At 57.2% G+C, this 23413-nt stretch carries 23 protein-coding genes; 12 read left to right on the forward strand and 11 right to left on the reverse strand.

Translation table 11 applies throughout. The features are described from left to right. Positions 1 to 8 precede the first annotated feature (8 nt). Together H8699_RS08130 and H8699_RS08135 are read right to left on the reverse strand one after the other, a co-directional pair. Positions 9 to 668 (reverse strand): DUF4956 domain-containing protein, encoded by a 660-nt coding sequence (locus H8699_RS08130; protein ID WP_249285464.1) that lies wholly within the window; start codon positions 666 to 668, stop codon positions 9 to 11. Next, complete coding sequence (locus H8699_RS08135; RefSeq protein WP_249285246.1) at positions 550 to 1407, reverse strand: polyphosphate polymerase domain-containing protein; 858 nt, start codon at positions 1405 to 1407, stop codon at positions 550 to 552. The genes H8699_RS08130 and H8699_RS08135 overlap by 119 nt, the downstream gene beginning before the upstream one ends. 152 nt (positions 1408 to 1559) lie before the next feature. On the opposite strand from H8699_RS08135, the gene H8699_RS08140 reads away from it, so the two are divergent. Beyond that, complete coding sequence (locus H8699_RS08140; protein ID WP_249285247.1) at positions 1560 to 2264, forward strand: ABC transporter ATP-binding protein; 705 nt, start codon at positions 1560 to 1562, stop codon at positions 2262 to 2264. A gap of 124 nt (positions 2265 to 2388) precedes the next feature. Here H8699_RS08140 and H8699_RS08145 read toward each other — a convergent pair whose 3' ends face one another. The 4 genes from H8699_RS08145 to H8699_RS08160 form a co-directional block, all read right to left on the reverse strand. Then, on the reverse strand, positions 2389 to 3639 hold the full coding sequence (locus tag H8699_RS08145; protein ID WP_249285248.1) for an MFS transporter: 1251 nt from the start codon (positions 3637 to 3639) through the stop codon (positions 2389 to 2391). A 101-nt stretch (positions 3640 to 3740) separates the two neighbouring features. After that, the gene (locus H8699_RS08150) at positions 3741 to 4394 is read right to left on the reverse strand and encodes an RpiB/LacA/LacB family sugar-phosphate isomerase (protein ID WP_249285249.1); all 654 of its coding nucleotides are present in this window, start codon (positions 4392 to 4394) and stop codon (positions 3741 to 3743) included. 161 nt (positions 4395 to 4555) lie between these two features. Continuing rightward, positions 4556 to 4990 carry an RrF2 family transcriptional regulator gene (locus H8699_RS08155; RefSeq protein WP_249285250.1) on the reverse strand — a complete coding sequence of 145 codons (435 nt, stop codon included), beginning with the start codon at positions 4988 to 4990 and terminating at the stop codon, positions 4556 to 4558. A 75-nt stretch (positions 4991 to 5065) separates the two neighbouring features. Beyond that, the gene (locus H8699_RS08160; RefSeq protein ID WP_138294650.1) at positions 5066 to 5500 is read right to left on the reverse strand and encodes a DMT family transporter; all 435 of its coding nucleotides are present in this window, start codon (positions 5498 to 5500) and stop codon (positions 5066 to 5068) included. Between the two features lie 447 nt (positions 5501 to 5947). Here H8699_RS08160 and H8699_RS08165 point away from each other — a divergent pair, with 447 nt between their 5' ends. The 11 genes from H8699_RS08165 (at position 5948) to H8699_RS08210 (ending at position 14367) form a co-directional block, all read left to right on the forward strand. Beyond that, the gene (locus tag H8699_RS08165; protein WP_138294649.1) at positions 5948 to 7084 is read left to right on the forward strand and encodes a sodium ion-translocating decarboxylase subunit beta; all 1137 of its coding nucleotides are present in this window, start codon (positions 5948 to 5950) and stop codon (positions 7082 to 7084) included. Positions 7085 to 7096: 12 nt separating this feature from the next. After that, positions 7097 to 7219, forward strand: a complete 123-nt coding sequence (locus H8699_RS12460; RefSeq protein ID WP_279230265.1) for a hypothetical protein — start codon at positions 7097 to 7099, stop codon at positions 7217 to 7219. Between the two features lie 76 nt (positions 7220 to 7295). Continuing rightward, complete coding sequence (locus tag H8699_RS08170; RefSeq protein ID WP_249285251.1) at positions 7296 to 8303, forward strand: FAD:protein FMN transferase; 1008 nt, start codon at positions 7296 to 7298, stop codon at positions 8301 to 8303. Positions 8304 to 8455: 152 nt separating this feature from the next. Then, positions 8456 to 8857 carry a Fur family transcriptional regulator gene (locus tag H8699_RS08175; RefSeq protein ID WP_249285252.1) on the forward strand — a complete coding sequence of 134 codons (402 nt, stop codon included), beginning with the start codon at positions 8456 to 8458 and terminating at the stop codon, positions 8855 to 8857. Positions 8858 to 8880: 23 nt separating this feature from the next. Beyond that, complete coding sequence (locus H8699_RS08180) at positions 8881 to 9687, forward strand: ZIP family metal transporter (protein ID WP_249285253.1); 807 nt, start codon at positions 8881 to 8883, stop codon at positions 9685 to 9687. Positions 9688 to 9767: 80 nt separating this feature from the next. Beyond that, positions 9768 to 10307 (forward strand): rubrerythrin, encoded by a 540-nt coding sequence (gene rbr / locus H8699_RS08185; protein ID WP_138294645.1) that lies wholly within the window; start codon positions 9768 to 9770, stop codon positions 10305 to 10307. Between the two features lie 15 nt (positions 10308 to 10322). Continuing rightward, entirely contained in the window at positions 10323 to 10979 is a 657-nt protein-coding gene (locus H8699_RS08190) for a flavin reductase family protein (RefSeq protein ID WP_249285254.1), read from the forward strand. A 260-nt stretch (positions 10980 to 11239) separates the two neighbouring features. Beyond that, a complete protein-coding gene (locus H8699_RS08195) occupies positions 11240 to 11518 on the forward strand; it encodes a FeoA family protein (protein ID WP_147517333.1) in 279 nt (92 codons plus the stop codon). Continuing rightward, positions 11515 to 13530, forward strand: coding sequence for a ferrous iron transport protein B (gene feoB / locus H8699_RS08200; protein ID WP_330605212.1), 2016 nt, complete (start codon positions 11515 to 11517; stop codon positions 13528 to 13530). Before H8699_RS08195 ends, feoB begins: the two co-directional genes overlap by 4 nt. A 9-nt stretch (positions 13531 to 13539) precedes the next feature. After that, the gene (locus tag H8699_RS08205; protein WP_249285255.1) at positions 13540 to 13713 is read left to right on the forward strand and encodes a FeoB-associated Cys-rich membrane protein; all 174 of its coding nucleotides are present in this window, start codon (positions 13540 to 13542) and stop codon (positions 13711 to 13713) included. 150 nt (positions 13714 to 13863) lie between these two features. Beyond that, positions 13864 to 14367, forward strand: a complete 504-nt coding sequence (locus H8699_RS08210) for a hypothetical protein (protein ID WP_249285256.1) — start codon at positions 13864 to 13866, stop codon at positions 14365 to 14367. 95 nt (positions 14368 to 14462) lie between these two features. Here H8699_RS08210 and H8699_RS08215 read toward each other — a convergent pair whose 3' ends face one another. From H8699_RS08215 to glgD, 5 genes are all read right to left on the reverse strand, one after another. Next, positions 14463 to 15923 carry a CoA-acylating methylmalonate-semialdehyde dehydrogenase gene (locus tag H8699_RS08215; protein WP_249285257.1) on the reverse strand — a complete coding sequence of 487 codons (1461 nt, stop codon included), beginning with the start codon at positions 15921 to 15923 and terminating at the stop codon, positions 14463 to 14465. Between the two features lie 81 nt (positions 15924 to 16004). Further along, the gene (locus H8699_RS08220; RefSeq protein WP_249285258.1) at positions 16005 to 17936 is read right to left on the reverse strand and encodes a glycoside hydrolase family 13 protein; all 1932 of its coding nucleotides are present in this window, start codon (positions 17934 to 17936) and stop codon (positions 16005 to 16007) included. Positions 17937 to 17959: 23 nt separating this feature from the next. Further along, entirely contained in the window at positions 17960 to 20443 is a 2484-nt protein-coding gene (locus H8699_RS08225; protein WP_249285259.1) for a glycogen/starch/alpha-glucan phosphorylase, read from the reverse strand. Between the two features lie 118 nt (positions 20444 to 20561). Beyond that, positions 20562 to 22013, reverse strand: a complete 1452-nt coding sequence (gene glgA, locus H8699_RS08230) for a glycogen synthase GlgA (protein WP_249285260.1) — start codon at positions 22011 to 22013, stop codon at positions 20562 to 20564. A gap of 259 nt (positions 22014 to 22272) precedes the next feature. Then, positions 22273 to 23400 (reverse strand): glucose-1-phosphate adenylyltransferase subunit GlgD, encoded by a 1128-nt coding sequence (glgD, locus tag H8699_RS08235; protein WP_138294636.1) that lies wholly within the window; start codon positions 23398 to 23400, stop codon positions 22273 to 22275. Positions 23401 to 23413 lie beyond the last annotated feature (13 nt).

Raw genomic sequence — 23413 nt, forward strand, 5'->3', positions numbered from 1 at the left:
GGGAGGGGTTAAAGCTCTTCGCGGCTGCTACCAGAATGGTTGCATACGATGGTCAGGTTGCCGTTGCGGCAGCGCAGCGCATCGATCAGCGCTTTTTCCTGTGCCGGATCCTTGAGCGTAATATGATAGTACAGGTCAAACATACTGCCAAGGTTGGTGGTTTTGATCTTATGCAGCTGGTGTGTGCGGGTATACTGGGCAAAGATATCCTCAAATACCGCAGTATAATCCAGGTCTTCGGGAATCAGCACGCGCAGCTCCCGCGCGCTGCGGGTCTCGCCAAAAGGCGTGCGGGAAAGAAGAAACAGCACTACGCTGACCAGCACGGTGATCAGCCCCGCAAAGGTAACGTAACCCATACCGGTGGCCAGGCCCACGGCCATAGCGAATACGATGCTGGTGATCTCCTTGGAGCTGCCGGGAACCGAGCGGAACCGCACCAGGCTAAAGGCGCCAAGCACCGCTACACTGGTGCCCAAGTTGCCGTTGACCATCATGATGATGACGCCGATCAGGGCAGGCAGCAAAACCAGCGAGATGACAAAGCTTTTAGTGTAGGTGCTGTGGATCATATAGACCAGGGCGATGATCAACCCGCAGACCAGCGCCGCCCCGGTGCAGATCAGCGCATTGGTTATGGACAGGGTCTCCGTACTGGCCGTCAGAATACTTGAGAACATGGTTCAAACACTCCTTTTGTAAAGCGAACTTTTCGCTTTTATAAACATTGCCGTATTTTGAAAAGGATACGGGATAGATCTTAAGCGCGTTTAGTGCCTGGGTCAGCCACAGCGGCAGGGCCGTGGGGGTTTTGATCTCCAGCAGGTAGGCCTCCTGCTCCAGCAAGGGCCGCCCCTGGCTGCCCAGAGCTAAGTCCAGCTTTTGTCGCCGGCTGCGGATGTGGGTATCCACCGTCAGCCGCAGGCTCTGGTCTTCGCGGCCGTGGTAGGCCAACCGGTCATAAGCGAGAAAGAGCCTGGGCACAGGGTGGTAAAAATCCAAGAAGTAGAGGATCTCCCGCAGGATCTGGTTGGGCGCTTCAGGCCGCTCGCCAGCCAGCAGGGCGCGGGCCTGAGATAGCGGCATACAGGCACGGCGCTTGTAGACGATACCCTTCCATTTTTTCTTAAGCTCTAAAAAAACGGTATCCGTTTCCTTTGGCGTGCCATAGCTGCGCAGCCGCAGTTTTTCCTTATAGGGCGGCTTGTCGATCGACCGGCGGATCAGCTCGTCATGCGCGGTATCGAAATAAATGTTGCAGATGGTATACGCCCCATAAGCGTCCGCCTCCAACTCCGGGGTAATTCGCTGCATCAGCGCCTGGTATTGCTGAGGATTAAGCAGGTATTTTTTTTCCGCGCGGCGGAATACATTGGGGCTGGCGGCCATCTGCACCACTCCTTTCATTTTGACGTTATCATCATAAAAGGCGGCGATGAATCGGTTGTTTCGAATTTGTAAATAAACGGTGAATCCGAAATTTACATGCGGCAAACCGGCGGTTGTTCCGTTTCTATCCATCTGTTAGAATAAAGGTAGGGTTACAAAGGAGAATAAACATGCAAGATTTTATCGTTTTTAAGGATGTTAAAAAGGTCTACCAAATGGGCGAGGTGGCGCTGGAGGCGCTCTCCGGCGTCAATTTCAGCATTGCCAAGGGCGAGTTCGTGATCATTGCCGGGGCCAGCGGCGCGGGCAAGAGCACCATTTTGAATATACTGGGCGGGATGGACAGTGCGACCAGCGGCACGGTCACGGTGGATGGCGCGCAGATCAGTGCCTTTAACCGCAAGGAGCTGATCACCTACCGGCGTTATGATGTAGGCTTTGTCTTCCAATTTTATAACCTGGTGCAAAACCTCACGGCCCGGGAGAACGTGGAGCTGGCCACCCAGGTCAGCCGGCAGCCGTTGGATCTGGACGAAGTGATCCAGAATGTGGGGCTGGCGGAGCGCAAGGATAACTTTCCCTCCCAGCTATCCGGCGGGGAGCAGCAGCGTGTGGCCATCGCTCGGGCTCTGGCAAAGAACCCCAAGCTGCTGCTATGCGATGAACCCACTGGCGCGCTGGATTACGCCACGGGCAAGGCTATTCTCAAACTTTTGCAGGATACCTGCCGCGCTACGGGGATGACGGTGGTGATCATCACCCATAACCTGGCGTTGACCGCTATTGGCGATAAAGTGATCCGCATTAAGAGCGGCAAAGTGGACCGGGTGGAGGTAAACTCGTACCCTCTGGACGTGGAAAAGGTCGAGTGGTAGGCCGATAAATAGATGAATAAGGGCAGGTGATGGTATTTCACCTGCCCTTTATTTGAATAAGCGCGAACTTTATCATTTTGCAAGTAAGGCCGGCCAAGAGAAAACTGCCTGGCGCCGGTGACCTTCAGGTGCGGCGCTTTACGCGCATCAGCGCCAACCCGCCCAACATCAGCAAAGGGAATATCGCAGCGGCAAACAGGCCGCATTTCAGCCCCAACTGTTCGCCCGCCACCCCCAGGGTTTGCCCCAGCGCCATCAGCCTTGGCGCGGCCTGCGCCGTATCGGAGATCAGCCCGGCCAGCCATGGCCCAAGGGCACACCCCAAATCGCCCATCAGCGCCAGCACGCCGAACATGGCGGTACCCCCGGCGGGATAGCGCTCTGCCGTGAGGCTGAGCATCCCCGGCCACATCAGGCTGATGGAGAGCCCGCAAAGCGCGCAGGAGAGCAGGGAAAGCACGGGCCAGGGCGAAAATACGGTGACCAGATAACAGGCCACGCACAGCAGTGCGCTGCACATCAATACGCGCCGCAGGCGCAGCTTATGGCCCCAAATGCCATAAAATACCCGGCCCAGCCCCATTAATATGGCAAACAGGCAGGGCCCCAACAGGTCCCCCATCACCTTGGGCACGCCCAGCCCCTTCTCTGCAAACAGGGAGGACCACTGGGACATAGCCAGCTCCGAAGCGCCCGCGCACAGCATTAGCAGCATGGCGATCACAAAGATGCGGCTGGTAAACAGGCGGCGCAGCGGCGTTTTTTCCTCCGCTGAAACCATGGGCGCCAGCGGAACGCGCAAAAATAAGAACAGATTATACAGCGGGATCAGCGCCCAGAGCAGGGGCAAAAGCGGCCACATCCCATCCCCCATAAAGTGCAACGCCAGCGTGCTGATCAGCACCACGGCCACCTGACCCCAGCAGTAAAAAGAGTGCAGCAGGCTCATGGCGGGGGCTTTGGCGTCCCCGGGCAGGGCGTTGACGATGGGACTGATCAATACCTCGATCAATCCGCCGCCAAAGGCGTAGATCACCACGGCCAGCATCAATCCGGCATAAGGCGAGGGCAGCAGATTGGGCAGCACGGCCAAAAGGATCAACCCCAGCGCGCTGCACGCCTGGGCCAGCACCACCGCAAACCGGTAACCCACCTTATCCACGAATTTGATGGCGAAAAGATCGGTCAGAAGCTGTACGCCGAAATTCAGCAGGATCAGCTGGCCGATCAGCGTCAGCGAGATGGCAAAGCGGGTTTGAAAGATCACAAACAGCAGCGGGGCCAGGTTGTTGATGATCGCCTGGGTGATATAGCCCCAATAGCAGGCGTGCAGGGTATCGCGGTAGGTCTTTTGCCGCAAGGTAATCGCCTCCATTTTAAAGGATAACGCCTTTATTATAAAGGGCGGGTTAACTTCGCGTCAATGGATCAAAAAAAGACCGGCCCTTTTAGAGGCCGGCCTTTTTCGCAAACCGTTTACGCCTTGGCGTTATTATATTTTTCGGTAAGGATGGCCTTGAGCTGCGCATCCTCCAAGGTATCCACATCCAAGATCTCCCACACGCCCGGGAAGGTCAGCGTACGGGCGAGCACGCCCTGATCCATGCTGTTCAAGATATCTTTAAAGGGCAGGTGCGTCTGCGCGCTCATCTCCTTGAGCAGCTCACGGCTCTTGGCCTGCGCCTCTACGCGGGATTCGGGATAGCCCGCACCGCTGCCCGCGGTAAACAGTTTTTCAAAGATGAACTGCAGGTTGACGTCTCCAGCCCAGCCGTAGCCCTTGTTCAGCGGCAGGGAGATACAGTTGCCGCCGTTGATGCGCGCAAAGAGGAACGCATCCGTCGGCTCGGTGATCAGGCCGCAAAACACACCCGGATATTGCAGCGCCACGTTGACAAAGCCCTGGCCCGTGCCGCAGCTGCCCACGATAAAGTCCGCCCGGCCGGTGTTGAGCAGCAGCGCCGCCAAAAAGCCGGTCTCGATATAGCTCAGCTCCGGATCCCCGCCCTGCTGTTTCATGCCGGCGTTGATGATCGTATGCCCCTGGCCCGCCAATGCGGTCTCCAAAGCTTTCATGACATCGGGATTGCGATGGCCCGCGCTGGTTTCATTTACGACTGCGATTTTCATATTCATCACCTTAATCCAAATTTCTTTCGGCAAGCAAGCTGGCCGATTTATCTATAGTATAACACCAGATGCGCCTATTGTCTTGCGTATTTTAACAGGATATGAAAAACGCGCCGCTGCGATGCGGCGCGCGTCAGGCTAGCCCTTTGTTATCGTGCGCGCTAGAGTACGGATTGCGCGTCTTTTTGCAGCTGTATCTGCATCAAATCCGCCAGGGTGATCCGGTCGATTACGCTGGAGATCGCCTCGTCCAGCTGCTTCCATACCTCCAGGGTCGCGCACTGGTCGCGGCGGGCGCAAGGGTTATCCAGCCCCTCCAGGCAGGCCACCGGCGCCAGGCTTCCTTCGGTCAGGCGCAGGATAGACCCCACTGTATAGGTCTTGGGGTCGGCAGATAGCCGGTAGCCGCCCTGCGGGCCGCGGGTGCTGCGTACAAAGCCGGCCCGGACCAGCATGGTGATGATTTGCTCGAGATATTTATCGGAAATTTGCTGACGGGAGGCGATGCTGCGCAGCGAGATATTGCTGCCGTCGTTGTGCAGCGCCAGGTCCAGCATCATTCGCAGGGCATAGCGGCCCTTGGTCGAAATTTTCATAGCGTCACCTTCTTTAAGGCTATTATACCGTAGCCCGCGCGCTAAAGACAAGCGTTTAGAAGGGCGGCCGCTGGATTAGGACTTGCATTTGAATACCAGAACGCCTCCGATCATCATCGCCAGGCCCAGGTATTTGGTCCAGTCAAAGGCCACTTTTTCGGCGCCCAGCAGGCCGAAGGCGTCGATCAGCGCGGCTACCAGCAGCTGAGAGATCAGGATCGTGGAGATGGCGATGGTCGGGCTCAGGTCTTTAATGCCGATCATCACCGTGACGGTGATGACCAGACCTAACACACCGCCTAACAGGTATAGTTTGTTAACGTCGAATAATCCTTTTAAATTGTGATGCTCGCCCATCACCAGCATGGCGATGACCGATAGCACAAACGCCGTGCCCTGCACAAAGGCGTTAGAGCCGTATAGCCCGACTTTTTCGCTCAACCGCGTGTTCATGACGCCCTGTACGCTCATGGCCGCGCCGGCGATGATGCTCATAATCACACCTAACAATATAATCACCTCTGATGCTATTATGGTCCAAGCCCGGCAAAAAATACGGCGCGCCAACTTTAGAAGTTTTTACCGCTTTGGGCGGTTGCCAAATGGTGGGAATTCGTGTAAGATAAGTAAAGACAATTTTATCTGAAATAGGGGAGTAGTCTGCATAGCGATATGTAGTTAAGCCAACAAGCATGGGCGGATGCGTCAGATCTACCCTGGTTTAACTTTAAAAGGCGAGACTTATGAGTTGATTTTGACTCATAAGCCGCGCCTTTTTTGTTGAAGGTCTTGTCCACCTCTGTCGGGGTATATCGCGCCCCGCATGAAAGTGCGGGCAGGCCAGCATAATAAGGAAAGCGTGCGCGCTGCGGCCTGGCGCGGGACAGGGTATGGCGGTTTCGACCGGGCTTTGCCCGGCTTGAATATAAATAAAAAGGTTTAGAGAGGTGGAATCCCATGTCATTTCTACTCGATGGCATCATGGCGATAACCTGGCAACAGGCGCTGATGTGGGTGATCGGCGCATTGCTGATCTATCTGGCGATCATGAAGGAGATGGAGCCGGCGCTGCTGCTGCCCATGGGCTTTGGCGCGATCCTGGTCAACCTTCCGTTTTCCGGCGCGCTGACCCAGCAGATGGCGGGCATCGGCGAGGTTACCGGTATTTTGGACTGGATGTTTGAAGTGGGCATCCATGCGGCCGAGGCGCTGCCGCTGCTGCTGTTTATCGGCATCGGCGCGATGATCGACTTTGGTCCGCTGCTTTCAAATCCCAAGCTGTTGTTCTTCGGTGCGGCGGCGCAGTTCGGTATCTTTTTGACTATTTTACTGGCCTGCATGCTGGGCTTTGATCTAAGGGACGCGGCCTCCATCGGTATTATCGGCGCGGCGGACGGCCCCACGTCCATTCTGGTATCCCAGGTGTTAAACAGCAAATATATCGGGGCTATCGCGGTGGCGGCCTATTCCTATATGGCGCTGGTACCCATTATCCAGCCCTTTGCCATCAAGCTGGTGACGACGAAAAAAGAGCGGGCCATCGCCATGCCGTATAATCCCATGAAGGTATCCAAGCTGGCGCGCATCCTGTTCCCCATCGTGGTAACGCTGGTGGCTGGATTGGTAGCGCCGGCCAGCGTATCGCTGGTGGGCTTCCTGATGTTCGGTAACCTGATCCGCGAGTGCGGCGTGCTGCGCTCGCTGTCGGAAACCGCGCAAAAGGAGCTGGCCAACCTCATCACGCTGGTGCTGGGCATCACCATCGCCGCGAGCATGAAGGCGGAAAACTTTGTCAACGTGCAGACGCTGATGATCATGGGCCTGGGGCTGCTGGCGTTCGTATTCGACACGGTTGCGGGCGTGCTGTTTGCCAAGATCATCAACCTGTTCTCCAAAAATAAGATCAACCCCATGGTGGGCGCGGCAGGCATCTCGGCCTTCCCGATGTCCGCGCGGGTGGTGCAGAAGCTGGGGCTGGAGGCCAACCCGCAAAATCACCTGCTGATGCATGCGGTTGGCGCGAACGTGTCCGGACAGATCGCATCGGTCGTAGCGGGCGGCGTGATCTTGGCGCTGCTGCCCGGGTTACTGTAGGAGGGATTGCATATGAATTTACAGGTGCCTTTGATGTTGATGGGCCAGGGAATGGGCGCTATTTTTGTGGTGGTGCTCGCCATCTTCCTGCTCACCTGGCTGCTGGTTAAGATGAGCGGCAAAGCCAGCAAATAGCTAGAGCTGCAAAGCGGCGCATGTTCACCCATGCGCCGTCTTTTCATACAAAGAGATCCTGAAGGGAGCGGTTAAATTGAAGCAGAGGTCTATGAGTCTGGTGCTGTGCCTGCTGCTGGCCGTCTTATCCGGTTGCACGGGGCAAAAACAATCCGTCTCCAAAACGGATTTTGCTTTTGATACGGTGATTACCCTAACGGCCTATGGCGACGTGGATACGGCCGTGCTGGACGAGGCGCTGGCCCTGTGCCAGCGGTATGATGCGCTTTTGAGCCGAACCGAACCCGGCAGTGATGTATTTAATCTCAACGCCGCGCAGGGCGAGTGGGTGAAGGTGGATGAACAGACCTATGCGCTGCTGGAAAGGGCGACCGCTTATTCTGAATTGAGCGCAGGCTGTTTTGATATTACCACCGCGCCGCTTACCCAGCTGTGGAATTTTAAGGCGGAGCAGCCCCGGGTGCCGGGCAAGGAGGCCATTGAGGAGGCTTTGACGAAGGTCGATTATCATAAGATCGAAATGCGCGATGGCAATGAGGTACGCTTAAACGGCGGCGCGCAGATCGACCTGGGCGGCATCGCCAAAGGCTATGTGGCTGACCGGGTGGCGGAATTTTTAAAGGACCGCGGCGTGCGCCACGCCATTATCGACCTGGGGGGCAATGTGCTGGCCTTTGGCGGCCTGGCTGATGGGCGTCCCTTTACCATTGGCATACAGGATCCGGCGGGCGAACGGGGCACGCTGATGGCTACCTACACCGCTACGGATCTATCCTGGGTGACCTCCGGAAGCTATGAGCGGTATTTTGAGGTAGATGGGCAGCGCTATCATCATATTTTAGACCCCAAAACAGGTTACCCTGTCCAAAACGGCCTGGCTTCTGTCACGATATTTTCTAGCCAGTCGATTGAGGGCGATGCACTGTCGACAGCCTGCTTTGTGGCCGGGCCGGAAAAGGGGATGGCGATCATCGAGTCGCAGCCGGGTGTAGAGGCGCTGTTTGTGCTGACTGGAGGAGAGGTCTTGCGCTCCAGCGGCCTTGAGAACGACGAAAATTTAAAAATAATGGCGGCGGGGCAATAGGCAGGTATATTGGGACATAAAAAAGCGATACTAAACCAGTAGAACATTTTGCTTGCCGTGGAAAATTTGTCCAAAAGCTATTGACTTTCCTCTAATTTGATATATAATATCAATAAAGATTAAATTTTACTTGAAGAACGGTAGTGGAGACTATGAAGAAAAGGAATACGATTCAACGGCAATTGGTACTGCAAGCGGTGATTGACCATGGCATGCACCCCACGGCAGACGAGGTGTATGATAAGGTCAAGGCCATCTATCCGGATATCAGCCGGGCCACGGTCTACCGCAACCTCAATATCCTGGCAGAAGAGAGCAAACTGCGGCGCATCGCCGTACCGGATGCGGCAGACCGGTTCGACCAGACCTGCTCGGATCATTATCATATAAAGTGTACGGTCTGCGGCGCCTTCAAGGACATCGACCTGCCCTATCTGGAGCAGCTGGATGAGACGGTGGCAAAGATGACGGAATACGAGATGGAAAGCCACGATATCGTATTTATGGGCACCTGCCCACAGTGCCAGGAGGCCAAGCGCACGGGTAGCGATTAAAAAATGACTTGGAGGCGAAGGCGATGGATAATCCGGTCCTTTTAGCCCTGGCGGCGACCACGGGCACGTGGCTGTTGACAGCGGCGGGCGCCTCTATGGTATTTTTCTTTAAAAAGATACGCCCGCATGTGTTTAACGCGATGCTGGGCTTTGCGGCGGGCGTGATGGTAGCGGCCAGCTTCTGGTCTTTGTTGGCCCCGGCGCTGGAGATGGCGCAGGGCCGGGCGATACCGGCTTGGATGATTGCCGCGATTGGCTTTATCGGCGGGGCGCTTTTCCTGCTGGCGGCGGATCACCTGCTGCCGCATATCCACATAGGCCCTGAGGGCGGCCAGAGCCAGGCTGAAGGGTTGCCTTCCAAGCTGCGGCGCAGCATTTTGCTGGTATTTTCGATTACTTTACATAATATCCCTGAGGGCCTGGCGGTGGGCGTAGCCTTTGGCGCTGCGGCAAACGGGATGAGCGAGGTAACCGTGCTAAGCGCGATGGCGGTAGCGATCGGTATCGGCCTTCAAAACTTCCCTGAGGGCGCGGCGGTATCCATTCCGCTGCGGCGGGAGGGCCTTTCCCGAAGCAAGAGCTTTTTCTACGGCCAGGCGTCGGGAATTGTTGAACCCATCGCCGGCGTGATCGGCGCAGCACTGGTCAGCAGTATGCAGGCGATCCTGCCCTATGCGCTGGCATTTGCCGCCGGGGCTATGATCTATGTGGTGGTGGAAGAGCTGATCCCGGAGGCACAGTCGGGCGACCACCAGAGTACGCACTTGGCTACGATGGGGTGCATTGCCGGGTTTGCCATTATGATGATGATGGACGTGGCATTGGGCTAAAAGCGATATTCCCTGCCAAGCCCTGGGGCGCGGCGGTGAACAAATAAAGATTATACAATCGAGAAAAAGGAGAGACTACGATGAGCAATTTAAAAGGATCTAAAACCGAAGCGAACTTGATGGCGGCTTTTGCCGGCGAATCCCAGGCCCGCAATAAGTATACCTACTATGCCTCCCAGGCTAAGAAGGACGGCTACAACCAGATCGCCGCGATCTTTGAGGAGACCGCTAACAATGAGAAAGAGCATGCCAAGATCTGGTTCAAGCTGCTGCACGATGGGATGCCCCAGACGGCCGACAACCTGAAAGATGCCGCCGCCGGCGAGAACTATGAGTGGACCGAGATGTATGCCGGCTTTGCCAAAGAAGCCAAGGAAGAGGGCTTTGACAAGATCGCTGCGCTCTTTGAGATGGTCGCCAAGATCGAGAAAGAGCATGAGGAGCGCTACAATACGCTGCTGGCCAACGTTGAGGCGGGCAAGGTGTTTGAGCGCGACGGCGTGCAGTATTGGAAGTGCGCCAACTGCGGCCACATCCATGTAGGCCCCAAGGCGCCCGAGGTATGCCCGGTATGCGCGCATCCCAAGGCTTATTTCGAAATCAAGGCTGAGAACTACTAAGCCGAAGGAATGACGATGGACAGCGCGGTTTTATGGCAGCTTTCCTATGGCATGTATGCCATAGGCGTATCGGATAACGGAAGGCCCTGCGGCTGTATCGTCAATACCGTTACGCAGGTCACGGCGGAAAACCCGGTGATCGCCTTAAACGTCAACAAGCAGAACTATACTTATGATGTGATGATGCGTACGGGCGCCTTTAGCGTTTCGATCCTTACCGAACAGGCGCGGCCGGAGGCCATAGGCGCACTGGGTTTTGCTTCCGGCAGGGATCAGGATAAATTCCAGAATCTTGACTATGCGTTGACGGCGGATGGCCTGCCGATCCTGAAGGAGGGCACTTGCGGGTTTATCACCTGCAAGGTGATCTCCACGATGGAGATGGAGACCCACGTCGTGGTGCTGGCCCGGGTGCAGGATGCGTTTAAGGGCGCGGACGGCGTGCCGATGACCTACCGCTATTATCACGAGGTGGTCAAAGGGCGGGCGCCGAAGAACGCACCCACCTATCAGGCTCAGTCCGAGGAAGTATCGCAGCCCGAGCAGGGGCCGGGGAAATATGTGTGCGACCGGTGCGGTTACACCTTTGAGGGGGATTTCTCTCAAACGCTGGCAGACTTTACCTGCCCGCTGTGCGGCGCATCGCGCGGGCACTTTAAAAAACAGGGTTAATGCCTTTGCACACGCGTATTGAAAGGGAAGAGGACGTTTTCGGTCCCCTTCCCTTTTGTATTATGCGACCGGTTCTAGCGGACTGGATGCCGGGATATATATTGAGTAGATCATAATCCATACGCGATGCATGGCCGGGGAATATTGACAATCCAGTGGGGTTGTGGCATCATGATGGGCGGAGGATGTGTTAGGATACATTAACTCGATGCGATGCCGGTATGGCCGGCAGGCCGCATCCTAGTGGGGTAGTGGGGAAAATGAAATTAAGCGAAATGAAGATCGGCGTGCCATCCAGGATCGTGCAGGTCGGCGGCAGCGGCGCGCTGCGCCGCAGGCTGCTGGATATGGGGCTGACGCCCAGAACGCGGGTGATCATCCGCAAGGTGGCGCCGATGGGCGACCCGATTGAGCTGACCGTGCGGGGTTACGAGCTGACGCTGCGCCTGGACGATGCGGACAAGATCGACGTGCAGCCGCTGGACGAGGGCGAACGCGTGGCCAAGGCCGCGGTGCGGCCGGTGGGAGGGAAGGTATGAAGCTGACCTTTGCGCTTATCGGCAACCAAAACTGCGGTAAAACCACGCTTTATAACCAGCTGACCGACAGCAACCAGCACGTGGGCAATTTCCCCGGTGTGACGGTGGAGAAAAAGGAAGGGCAGATCAAGCGCCAGAAGGACGCCTGGGTGGTAGACCTGCCGGGCATCTACTCGCTCTCCCCCTATACGTCTGAGGAGCTGGTCAGCCGGGATTTTTTGTTTGACGCCAAGCCGGACGCGATTATCAACATCGTAGACGCAACGAACATCGAGCGTAACCTGTACTTGACCTTGCAGCTGATGGAGCTGGGGCTGCCGATGATCATCGCCTTGAACATGATGGACGAGGTGCGTGCCAACGGCGGTAGCATCGATATCCAAGCCCTGGAGCGGGAGCTGGAGGTGCCGGTAGTCCCCATCACGGCCAGTAAAAATGAGGGCGTAAGCGAACTGACCCAGCGGGCCATCGCCGTAGCCAAGGAAAAAAAGGCGCCGCCGCGCATCGATTTTTGCAGCGGCGCAGTGCATGAGGCGCTGCACGCCATCGCCCACCTGATCGAGAGCAAGGTGAAAAAGACCCCCTATTCGGTACGGTTTGCGGCCACCAAGCTGGTGGAGAACGACCAGCCCATGCAGCGCGCGCTGGGGCTGAGCGAGAGCGAACTGGATATTGTCGAGCACATCGTAAAACAGATGGAAGATCAGCTGGGGACGGACCGGGAGGCAGCCCTGGCGGACATGCGCTATTCCTTTATCGAAAAGCTATGCGCCAAGGCGGTGAAAAAGCAGGGCGAATCGGTAGCGCAGCAGCGCTCCCATAAGATCGACAATGTGCTGACCCATAAGGTGTTTGCGCTGCCGATCTTTTTAGGGATCATGATGCTGATTTTCTACCTGACCTTTGGCCCTATAGGGACGTTTTTGAGCGATCTGCTGGACGAGGGGATCGGCGCCATTACCTATATGGTGGATTTCAGCCTGACCCAATGGAACGTCAGCCCCTGGCTGCACTCGCTGATCATCGACGGGGCGTTCCAGGGCATCGGCAGTATTCTGTCCTTTTTACCCATTATATTGCTGCTGTTTTTCTTTCTCTCCATGTTGGAGGATAGCGGCTATATGGCGCGCGTCGCCTTTGTGATGGATCGGCTGCTGCGCAAGCTGGGGCTTTCCGGGCGCTCGTTTGTGCCCATGCTTATCGGTTTTGGTTGCAGCGTGCCGGCGATCATGGCCACGCGCACCCTTTCCAGCGAGCGGGACCGCAAGATGACGATTATACTGACGCCCTTTATGTCCTGCAGCGCGAAACTGCCCATTTATGCGGTATTTACGGCCGCCTTTTTCCCGCAGCATAAGGCGCTGGTGATGATTGCGCTCTACGTATTGGGTATGGCGGTGGCGGTGCTATCGGCACTGATCTTGAAGCGCACAGCCTTTAAGGGGGAGCCGGTGCCCTTTGTAATGGAGCTGCCGGCCTACCGTTTGCCCACGCCTAAAAGCGTACTGCTGCATATGTGGGATAAGGCCAAGGACTTCATCCACCGGGCCTTTACCATCATCTTCGTAGCCAGCGTGGTGATCTGGTTCCTGCAGACCTTTAACTGGTCCTTTGATATGGTCAGCGATAATGCGGACAGCATCATGGCCTCCATCGGCCGGTTGATCGCGCCCATCTTTATCCCCCTGGGCTTTGGGGACTGGCGCATGTCTACGGCGCTGATCACGGGCCTTACGGCAAAAGAAACCGTGGTGAGCACGCTAAGCATCTTAACAGGGGCCGGCGCCTCGGATACCGCGCTGCTGGGGGCGCTGGGCGGGCTGTTTACGCCGCTGACGGCGGCGTCTTTCCTGGCGTTCACGCTGCTTTACATGCCCTGCGTGGCGGCGCTGGCAGCTACCAGGCGGGAGATCGGTTCGACTAAGGGAGCGCTGGCGGCGATGGGCTACCAAACGCTGGTGGCATGGATCGTCTCTTTCATCGTATTCCAGGTAGGCTCGCTGTTTGTGTAAGGAGCGGTTATGAATTTACCGGAGATCTTACTCATCGTGTTGCTGGCGGCGGCGCTGGGACTGGCGATCCTGGCGATCATCCGGCGGCGCAAAAAGGGCTGCTGCGGTAGAGATTGTGCGGCCTGCGCGGCGCGCTGCGCCGATCCGCGGGAGCAAGAGCAGCATCCGTGGTGCAAAAAGTGAGGAGAGCCTGCATGGGCTTTACTTGAAAAAACGGCGATGGATTGTTATAATAATGAGGTATTAAAGCGCGTATAATGGTTCAGCGCGGGATCAAATGATCCCGCGCTTTTTCTTTTATTGCGCTATAAATCAAGAAAGAGAGGCTATGGAATGGATTTTCGCACAAAGCTCCCCCGGAACAAAAAGGAATTCGCACTGTTTATGGCGATTATTTCGATCCTGTCGGTCAATATCATTGCCCCGCTAATCACCTGTTTAGAGCTTGAATTCTCGCTGGAAATATGGGCGGATGTGTTGAAGGCTTTGCCTTTAATATGGATTTGCGTGGTGGCATTGGTATTATTGACATATAAGCCGGCTGAATGGTTGACGGGAAAGATTGTTAAACCGGGTGATAGCTTTTCCGCCCATATGGTAGTAAATGCTCTGTGCTCGGTCCTGTTGATGTCGGTTTTTTTAACGGTGATTGGTAGCTGGATCGGCAGCCGCCAGATCTCATTGGAGCCAATACGGATGTTCTTTTACAAATGGCCGCGTAATTTTGCTATATCCTTTGGAGTAGAGGCCTGCATCGCTCAGCCCATCGCCCGGATGGCAATGGCGAGCCTGCATCGCCGGAGGGATGGCGGTGTGGTGCCTAAAAGGACAGCTTAACTTAAAAGGATGAAGCATATCTGGGATTGCTGTGCAAATGAGCAGCAAAAAAGGCCTCCGGCGTCAGCCGGAGGCCTTTCCAATTCCTTAGTCCATTAGTCTTCCGCAAAGAAGCGGGTGGTGACGACCTTGCGCTGGGTCATAAAATCGAACACATCGCGGCCCTGGGCCTTGACGTCGCCATAGATGGACTCCTTTTCGCCGCCGAAGGGGAAATAGGCCACCGGCGCGGGGATGCCCACGTTGATGCCCAGCATGCCGGCCGAGGCGTTTTGCTGGAACTGGCGCGCCCAGTATCCATTCTGCGTGAAGATGGAAGCGCCGTTGCCAAAGCGGCAGTCCCGAATCAGCGCCAGCGCCTCGTCCAGGTTGGCGGCCTTCATCACACCCACCACGGGCCCGAAAATCTCCTCTTGATAGATGGCCATATCCTTTGTGACGTTGCCAAAGATGGTGGCGCCCACAAAGTGCCCCTTATCAAGCGGCGCGGGTAGCTGGAGATTGCGCCCATCCAGCAGCAGTTCGGCCCCGTCGGCAATGCCCTTTTCGATCAGGCCCAAAATGCGCTCTTTCGCCGCGGCGCTGATCACCGGGCCCATATCGGTATCCGGAGATAGCGCGTCGCCCGCGACGACGCCCTTGGCCGCCTCGACGAATTTGGCCACCAGCTCGTCGTACACTTCCGGCATGGCGACCACCAGGCTGGTGGCCATGCAGCGCTGCCCGGCGCAGCCAAAGCAGCTGGTCAGCAGGGCTTTGACGACCCGGTCCAGGTCCGCATCCGGCATGACGATGGTGTGGTTCTTGGCGCTGCCCAGCGCCTGGAAGCGCTTGTTGTTCGCCGCGCAGGCCATGGCGATCTTCTTGGCGGTAGCCGTGTTGCCCACAAAGGATACGCCCTTGACTTTGGGATTCTCCAACAGCGGCGCGGCAGTGTCCTTATCGCCATTGACCATATTGATGACGCCCGCAGGCAGCCCCAGTTTGTCGATCAGGGTAAAGATGCGCTGCATGGTCAGCGGTACCTGCTCCGAGGGTTTGATGACCAGCGTATCGCCCGCGGCCAGCGCGTAGGGCATAAACCAGAAGGGCACCATCCCCGGGAAGTTGAACGGCGCAATGATGCCAAATACCCCCAGCGGCTGGCGGATGACTTCGCCATCCATGCCGCCCGAGGCGATATCCATCAGCTTTTCGCCGGCCAGCAGCATAGGCGCGCCGCAGGCGCATTCCACATTTTGCATCATCCGCTTGATCTCCGCATCCGAATCGGCCTTGTTTTTGCCGCCCTCGATGGAGATCAGCCGGGAGATCTCCGGCAGGTCCTCCTGCAACAGTTGATAGAACTTAAACAGATAGGAAACGCGCACGCTCACCGGCGTTAAGCGCCAGGAACAAAAGGCTTCCTGCGCGGCGTCGATGGCGGCGTCCATCTCGCTTTGGGGCGAGAGCGGGACCTGGCCAATCAATTCGCCGTTGGAAGGATTGTAAACGTCTTTCAGTGCGCTTGCGGACTCCACCCATTGGCCCGCAATGTAGTTTTTCAGTGCCTGCATAGTAATAGATGCCTCCCCTAAATAATGGTATATAACAGTTAACCATATCTAAAGCATAGCAAATTGCAGGATATCCGTCAATTATTTTGCGGTAAGCAGGCGAGCCGTAAAACCTGAAAGCTTTAATTCCAGTTTTCCCTCCTGGAGCGCTGCAGCTTCACCGGTCAGCGCATCTGTCCAGAGCGGATAGGCGCTTAGACCATCCGGCAGCGATAATGTACAGCAGACCTCATCGGGATCGCGGTTGACGATGCAAAGGGCTGCCCCCTCCAGCGGCGCGCCCAGCGCGCCCATGCCGTCCTTTGAATAGCGCCAGATGCACAGCAACCCATCGCTGGGGGCGGTCACCACCAGGTAGCCCGTGCGCAGCGCGGAAAAGCGCCGGCGCAGCGCGCCCAGCGCCCTGAAGGCTTCCACCAGCGCGCCATCCTCCCGCCCCCAGGGATAGGCGGCACGGTTAAACGGGTCGCGCATGCCCTGCATGCCGGCCTCGTCGCCGTAATAGATACAGGGCGCGCCCGGCAGGGCATAAATCGCGCTGGCCAGCAGCAGCAGCTTTTGTTTGCCGCGCTGCAGCGCTTCTCCCTCATAAGATACGGCGGCCTGCTGCTCCCGGGTGAGGGTATCCGCCTGCGGCGCGCCGCACAGCACGGTCAGTGCGCGGGGCACGTCATGGCTGCTCATCAGGTTCATCAGCGCGTAAAAGGCCGGGACCGGGTAATTCTCCTGCAGGCTGAGAATGTGCCGCATGCAGCTACCGGCGGTGAGCGCGCCGGTCAAAAAGCCCAGCAACACCTCGCGAAGGGGATAGTTCATCACGCTGTCCAGCTGGCTGCCGCCGAAATAACGGCGCTGCTCGCCATAGCTCTGTTTGTTGGTGGCATCCTCCCAGACCTCGCCTAAAACGGCAGCCTGCGGGTCCTCATCCCTTACGGCCTGGCGCAGACGCTCTAAAAAAGCGCTGGGCAGTTCGTCCGCCACATCCAGCCGCCAGCCGCGCGCGCCGTCGCGCAGGTACTGGCGCACCACGCCCTGTGGGCTGCCCAGGATATAATCCTGAAAGCCGGGGTCCAGCTCCTTCACGCAGGGCAGCGTCTTAAACCCCCACCAGCAATCGTACTGGTCGGGATAATCCATAAAGTGATACCAACTGTAGTAGGGCGACTCCGGCGACTGATACGCGCCCAGGGTAGGGTAGCGCCCTTCTTTATTAAAATAGCGGCTATCAGAACCGGTGTGGGAAAAGACCCCGTCCAGCAGGATAGAGATGCCGCAGGCACGGGCCGCGGTGCAAAGCGCCTTAAAATCCTCGCGGGTACCCAGCAGCGGATCGATTTTCTCGTAATCCCCGGTATTATAGCGGTGGTTGCTGTCCGATTCAAAGATGGGGTTTAAATACAGCACCTCCACGCCCAGGCTTTTAAGGTAGGGCAGCTTTTCCTGAATGCCGCGCAGATTGCCGCCGTAATAATCGTCTGGGATGTATTCCGCCCGGCCTAGGGTAGGGGTATGATCCGGCACTTCGTACCAATCATGATGGAACCGCGCGGGCAGCTTTTCCGGCAGAGGGCCGGAGCGGGCGAACCGGTCGGGAAAGATCTGGTACATCACCGCGCCCTGCAGCCAGGCGGGCACCTGGTAATCCGGCCGGTAAACGGTGATCTGAAAGCGGGGCCCTTCGCTTTGTTCGCGCACAAGCCCCTCGCCCCCCAGCCCGTCGGCCGCGTTGCCATAATACAGGTCGCCCTGCTGGCGCTGGATCTCAAAATCATAGAACAGGGGGCCCTCCTGCGTGCCGGCGTCAAACTGAAGCTCAAACACCAGCTGGGAGAGGGAGCGGTCCCGGCAGCCCATTGCCAACTTGTGGATTTCGCCGCCGCAGGGCTGATAGCGCAGGTATACGGCCGTGGGCCAAAGGCTGGCTTCCACCACCAGGCGCAGGCGTATTTTTGTGTTAAAAACGACCGCGCCCGTGGGGGCGCGGTAACGTTCCTGTTGCGAATGATGAATCATAAAGTCTCCTGTTTAGCGTTCTTTCACTCCCGCTCCATCTGGATCGGCTCTAAGTGCCAGATGCGCTCGTTATACTCCTGAATCGTCCGGTCGCTGGAGAAAAAGCCCGCGTGGGCGGTATTGAGTACGGCGCGGCGGGTCCACTCCTGGGTATCGCGATAGACCCGCTGCACCTCCTCCTGCGCCTCGGCGTAGGGGGCAAAATCGTCCAGCACCAGATAGGGGTCGGCAATATTGCCGCCATCCCCGAAGAGCAGGGATTGGTACAGGTCGCTGAATTGGCGGGGGTGGTCGGCAGGCAGAGAGCCGTCTACCAGCATATCCAGCACGTTTTTCAGCGCCCGGTTGGTCTCGTAAAGCTCGCCGGCGTGGTAGAGCTTGTTGCGCAGCATGTTTTCCACTTCCTGCGCTTTGCGGCCAAAAATAAAGATGTTTTCGCCGCCCATCAGCTGGGCCATCTCGACGTTGGCACCGTCCAGCGTGCCGATGGTAAGCGCGCCGTTGAGCATAAACTTCATATTGCTGGTGCCCGAGGCCTCCTTGCCGGCGGTGGAGATCTGCTCGCTCAGTTCCGCCGCGGGGATCAGCACCTCGGCTAGCGATACGCAATAGTTGGGCAGGAAGACGACCTGCAGCTTCTCCCGAACCACCGGGTCGCTCTCCACCAGAACCTTAACGGCGTGAATCAGGCGGATGATCTCCTTAGCCCGGTAATAACCCGGCGAGGCCTTTGCGGCAAAGAAGAAGGTGCGTTTTTCGATGTTTGCGGCCGGGTCTTCCTTGAGCCGCCGGTACAAGTATAGAATATGCAGGGCATTGAGCAATTGCCGCTTGTACTCGTGCAACCGCTTGGCCTGGCAGTCAAACAGGCTGCCGGGGTCGACCTTGATATCCATCTTGGAGGCGATGTAATTGGATAACCGGGCCTTGTTTTCGGCCTTTACCCGCCGGAACCGCTCGCAAAACGCGGCGTCGGCGGCAAAGGGGATCAGCTTTTGCAGCTGGTCCGCATCTTTGATCCAATCCGGACCGATGGCCTCGGTGATCAGATCCGTCAGCCCCGGGTTGGCCTTGACGCACCAGCGCCGGATGGTGACCCCATTGGTGATGCCGATGATCTTGTCCGGCTCGGTGCGGGCCCAGTCGGCAAACAGATCCTTGCGCAGGATATCCGCGTGCAGCTGCGAAACGCCGTTGACCTTATGGCTCATGGCCAGGGCCAGGTTGGCCATACGCACCTGGTCGTAAGCGATGATGGACATGTAGCTGATCTTGCCGAAATCGTTGGGGTAGATCTCCCAAAGGTCATGGCAGTACTGCTCGTTGATGGCGTTGGTGATCATATGGATGCGGGGCAAAAGCTCCCGGAACATCTGCAACGGCCAGCGCTCCAGCGCCTCGCTCATCACCGTATGGTTGGTATAGGCAAAGCAGTTGCGCGTCACCTGCCAGGCGTCCTCCCAGGACAGCCCCTCCTGATCCAGCAGAATGCGCATCAACTCCGGGATCGCCAGGGCGGGATGGGTATCGTTGATATGGATGGCCACCTTCTCGTGCAAACGGGTGAGCGGCATATGCGGATAGCGTTTTTTAAAGTCCTTGACGATGTACTGGATGGTAGCGGAGGTAAAGAAGTAGTGCTGCTGTAGGCGCAGCATCTTCCCCTCCTGGTGATTATCCTCCGGGTAAAGCACCTTGGAGATGGTCTGCGCCAGCTCCGCTTCCTCCGCGGCGCGCGCGTACTCGCCCCGGGAAAACAGGCTCATATCCAGCTGCTGCGGGGCGCGCGCGCTCCACAGGCGCAGCGAAAGGGCCACGTCCGAATCATAACCGGAGATGGGGATGTCATAGGGCACCGCGATCACCGTATGGTAACCGGTATGGCGGATATGCAGCTGGCCACTGGACCAGTCCTCCTCGATCTGCCCGCCGAAGTGCACCTCCATCTGGTCGTCCAGGTTGGGCACTTCCCACACGTTGCCGTCGTCCAGCCAGTTATCCGGCATCTCTACCTGGCTGCCATCCACGATCTTCTGGCGGAACAGTCCGTATTCGTAGCGGATGCCGCAGCCCATGGCTGGAAGGCCCAGTGTAGCCAGAGAATCCATAAAGCAGGCGGCCAGCCGGCCCAGACCGCCGTTCCCCAGGGAGGGCTCGGGCTCGGACTGCTCGATCTCGGCTAGGTCTACGCCCAGCTCTTCGAGCGCCTGGCGGTAGGCCTCGTCCTGACAGAGGTTAATGATGTTGTTCACCAGCGAGCGGCCGATGAGAAACTCCACGGACAGATAGTACAGCCGCTTTTTCTGCTGCTGCACCCGGGCTTTGCGGGTCGCAGTCCACTTTTCCATGATGGCGTCCCGCACCGTCATGGCCACGGCCTTATAAAGCTGAGAGGGCGTGGCCTCCTCCAGCGTACGGCCAAAATGGCGGCGGAGTTTGCCGATCACTTCGCTTATAATCTGTTCCTTACGCGCCTGCAGGTCGGGCTGATTGCGCTTGATATCCATAAATTAAATACTCCTTAAAAAAAGGCCATCAGGGCAGAACCCTGATGACCTGTCGTTTGGGCAATACCCGCAAAAAGCATAACAAATCCGCGCAGAACTGTCAAATTTCGCAGTGGCCTTAAACCTGGCTGTACAGCTCCAGATAGGCGCGCGCGGAGGCATCCCAACTATAGTCACCGGACATAGCACGCTGCTGTAGTGTATGCCAAACATCCTTTTGCATGTGATAAAAGTAATTGGCCCGGCGGATGGTGTAGAGCATATCGCTGGCCCGGTAGGGCGCAAAGGAGAAGCCGTTGCCTTCACCGGTCTGCTCGTTGTAGGAGGTAACGGTGTCTACCAGGCCGCCGGTCTCCCGCACGATGGGCAGCGTGCCGTAGCGCAGGGCAATCAGCTGTGAAAGGCCGCAGGGCTCAAAGAGCGAGGGCATCAAAAACGCATCGCATCCGGCATAGATCCGGTGGGCCAGGTCCAGGTTAAAGCCGATGTATGCCCCTAGCTTGCCCCGGTACTGTTGGCAGGAACCGGAGAAGAAATTGGCAAAATGCGCGTCGCCGTCGCCCAAGATCACCAACTGCACCTCATCCTGCATAAAATCGCCCAGAACCTGTTCGACCAGATCCAGCCCCTTTTGGGTGTTGAGCCGCCCGACCATGCCGATCAGCATGGCCTTGGGGTTTTGCTCCAGGCCAAACTCCTCTTGCAAGCTGCGCTTGCAGGCCGCTTTGCCGGAGAGGTCGCCGGCTGTATATACGCTGAAAATCTTGGGGTCTGTTGCCGGGTCGTACTCCAAAACGTCAATACCGTTTAAGATGCCGTGCAGCTGCCCTTGGCGGGCGGAGAGCAGGCCTTCCAGCCGTTCGCCATAGTCCGGCGTTTGAATTTCTTTTGCATAGGTGGGGCTGACGGTGGTCAACTGGTCGGCATAGGTCAGGCCAGCTTTCATAAAGCTCAGGTCCCCGTGGAACTCCAGCACATCCGGGCGGAAGTATTCATCGGGTATGCTCAGCATCTCCTGTACGTGCGGCCAGTTGGAGAGACCCTGGTATTGCAGGTTGTGGATAGTAAATACCGTCTTTATGCTTGAGAAGGCGGGCAGATGCGCATATTGGGTCTTGAGCAGGAAGGGGACCATGCCGCTTTGCCAGTCGTGGCAGTGCAGCACATCCGGAATAAAGCCGATGCGCTCCAGGGAATTCAGCACCGCGCGGCAGAAAAAGGCGTACCGCTCGGCCTCGTCGTTCCCCCAGCCGTAGATATAATGGCGGTAAAACAGGTACTCGTTATCCACAAAATAATAGGTGACCCCATCCTGGCACAGCTGCTCGATGCCGCAGAAAACGTGCCGCCAGCCCAGGTCGAGGTAGAAATCCGTCACATGGGTCATCTCATTGCGGTAATGCTCGGCGATCTGCCCATATTTGGGTAGGATCACCCGCACGTCGTGCCCGGCTTTGGCCAGGGCGCGGGGCAGGGCACCCACTACGTCGGCAAGCCCACCGGTCTTGACGAAGGGCACGCACTCGCTGGCGACGTGCAAAATCTTTTTAGGGGCGAAATGTTGCTCCATTTGAACCTCCTGTTCTGGCGCCGAAGCGAGGGCGCTATGCTGCGCTGAAAGGGGCTTGTCCTTGCGGGGCGCGGCCCCCTTGCCCGGGGCCTTTTTCTTGGCAGGGGCCTTAGATGTGGCTTTGGCGCCAGCCTTTTTGGGTTTTACGCCCTTTTGATAAACGCCGGCGGGCCTGCGCTTGGCAGGCGCCTTTTTTGCCGCAGGGGCGGATTTTTCTATCGGAACAGCGCTTTTTTCGGTCTCTGGCATTTTTTCCTCCCTAAACGATGGCATTTTTCCCGATCAGCACCGGGTAATTCTCCTGGCCTACCAGGTGGCGGTCCCGCCGGATGATGGCGGACTTATCGATGATGACGTTTTCCAGGACAGCGCCGGATTGGATCTCCGAGCCCTGCATGATCACGCAGTTTTTGACCACCGCGCCGGGGGCGATGTGCACCGAGCGGAAGAGGATGCTGTCCTCAACCGACCCTTCGATCACGCAACCATCGGCGATCATGGAGTTGGAAACGTGAGAGCCGTTTTCATACCGGGTGGGCACCTCGTCTTTGACCTTGGTGTAGACCGGCCCGTTTTCATAGAAGATCTCCTGGCGCATTTCCGGCTCCAATATCTTCATGGAGTGCTTAAAGTAGCTCTGTACCGAATCCAGCCGGGCCACATAGCCCTTATAATCGTAGCCGTACAGCCGCAGGTCCTTGACCCGCTTCATCAGGATGCCCTCGGTAAAGTTATGCTCGTTATGGGCAAAGGCCTCGCCGATGAGGTATTCCAGCAGCGATTTTTCTAGGATAAACACGTTCATCATCACCTGGTTGGAGTGCGGGCTGGCGGGGTTGATCTCAAAATCCCAGATGCGGTTATCCTCCCGCAGCTGGATAAAGTCCCCGTCCACCATGGCGCTCATCTCCGCCGGGGTGGCATCTTTATAAAAGACGGTGATGTCCGCATTGGTAGCCACGTGCTGGGCAAGCGCATCGTCAAAGGTGCTTTTAAACAACACGCTGGAACCGGACAGAATCACATATCGCTGCGGCGCGTGACGGATATAGGTCATGGTGCGCTGCAGCGCGTCCACAATGCCGGTATAGCCGGTGGAGGAACTGCTCGAATCGATATAGGGCGGCAAAATGCGCAGGCCGTAACGCTTGCGGTCCAGATCCCAGGCTTTGCCGCTGCCCAGGTGATCCATTAAGGAGTTATAGTTTTGCTGGGCGATGACGCCCACGTTGCCCACGCCGGAGTTGACCAGGTTGGTCAGCAAAAAGTCGATGGCCCGATAGCGCCCCCAAATGGGGATGGCGGCGATCGGCCTCTTGGAACAAAGATCGCGCAGGTGGTAACTGTCCTCGCCGGTATAAATCATCCCTAAGGTATCTTTAATCATGCTTTCATCCCCC

The organism is Luoshenia tenuis (assembly GCF_014384745.1).
GTDB lineage: Bacteria > Bacillota > Clostridia > Christensenellales.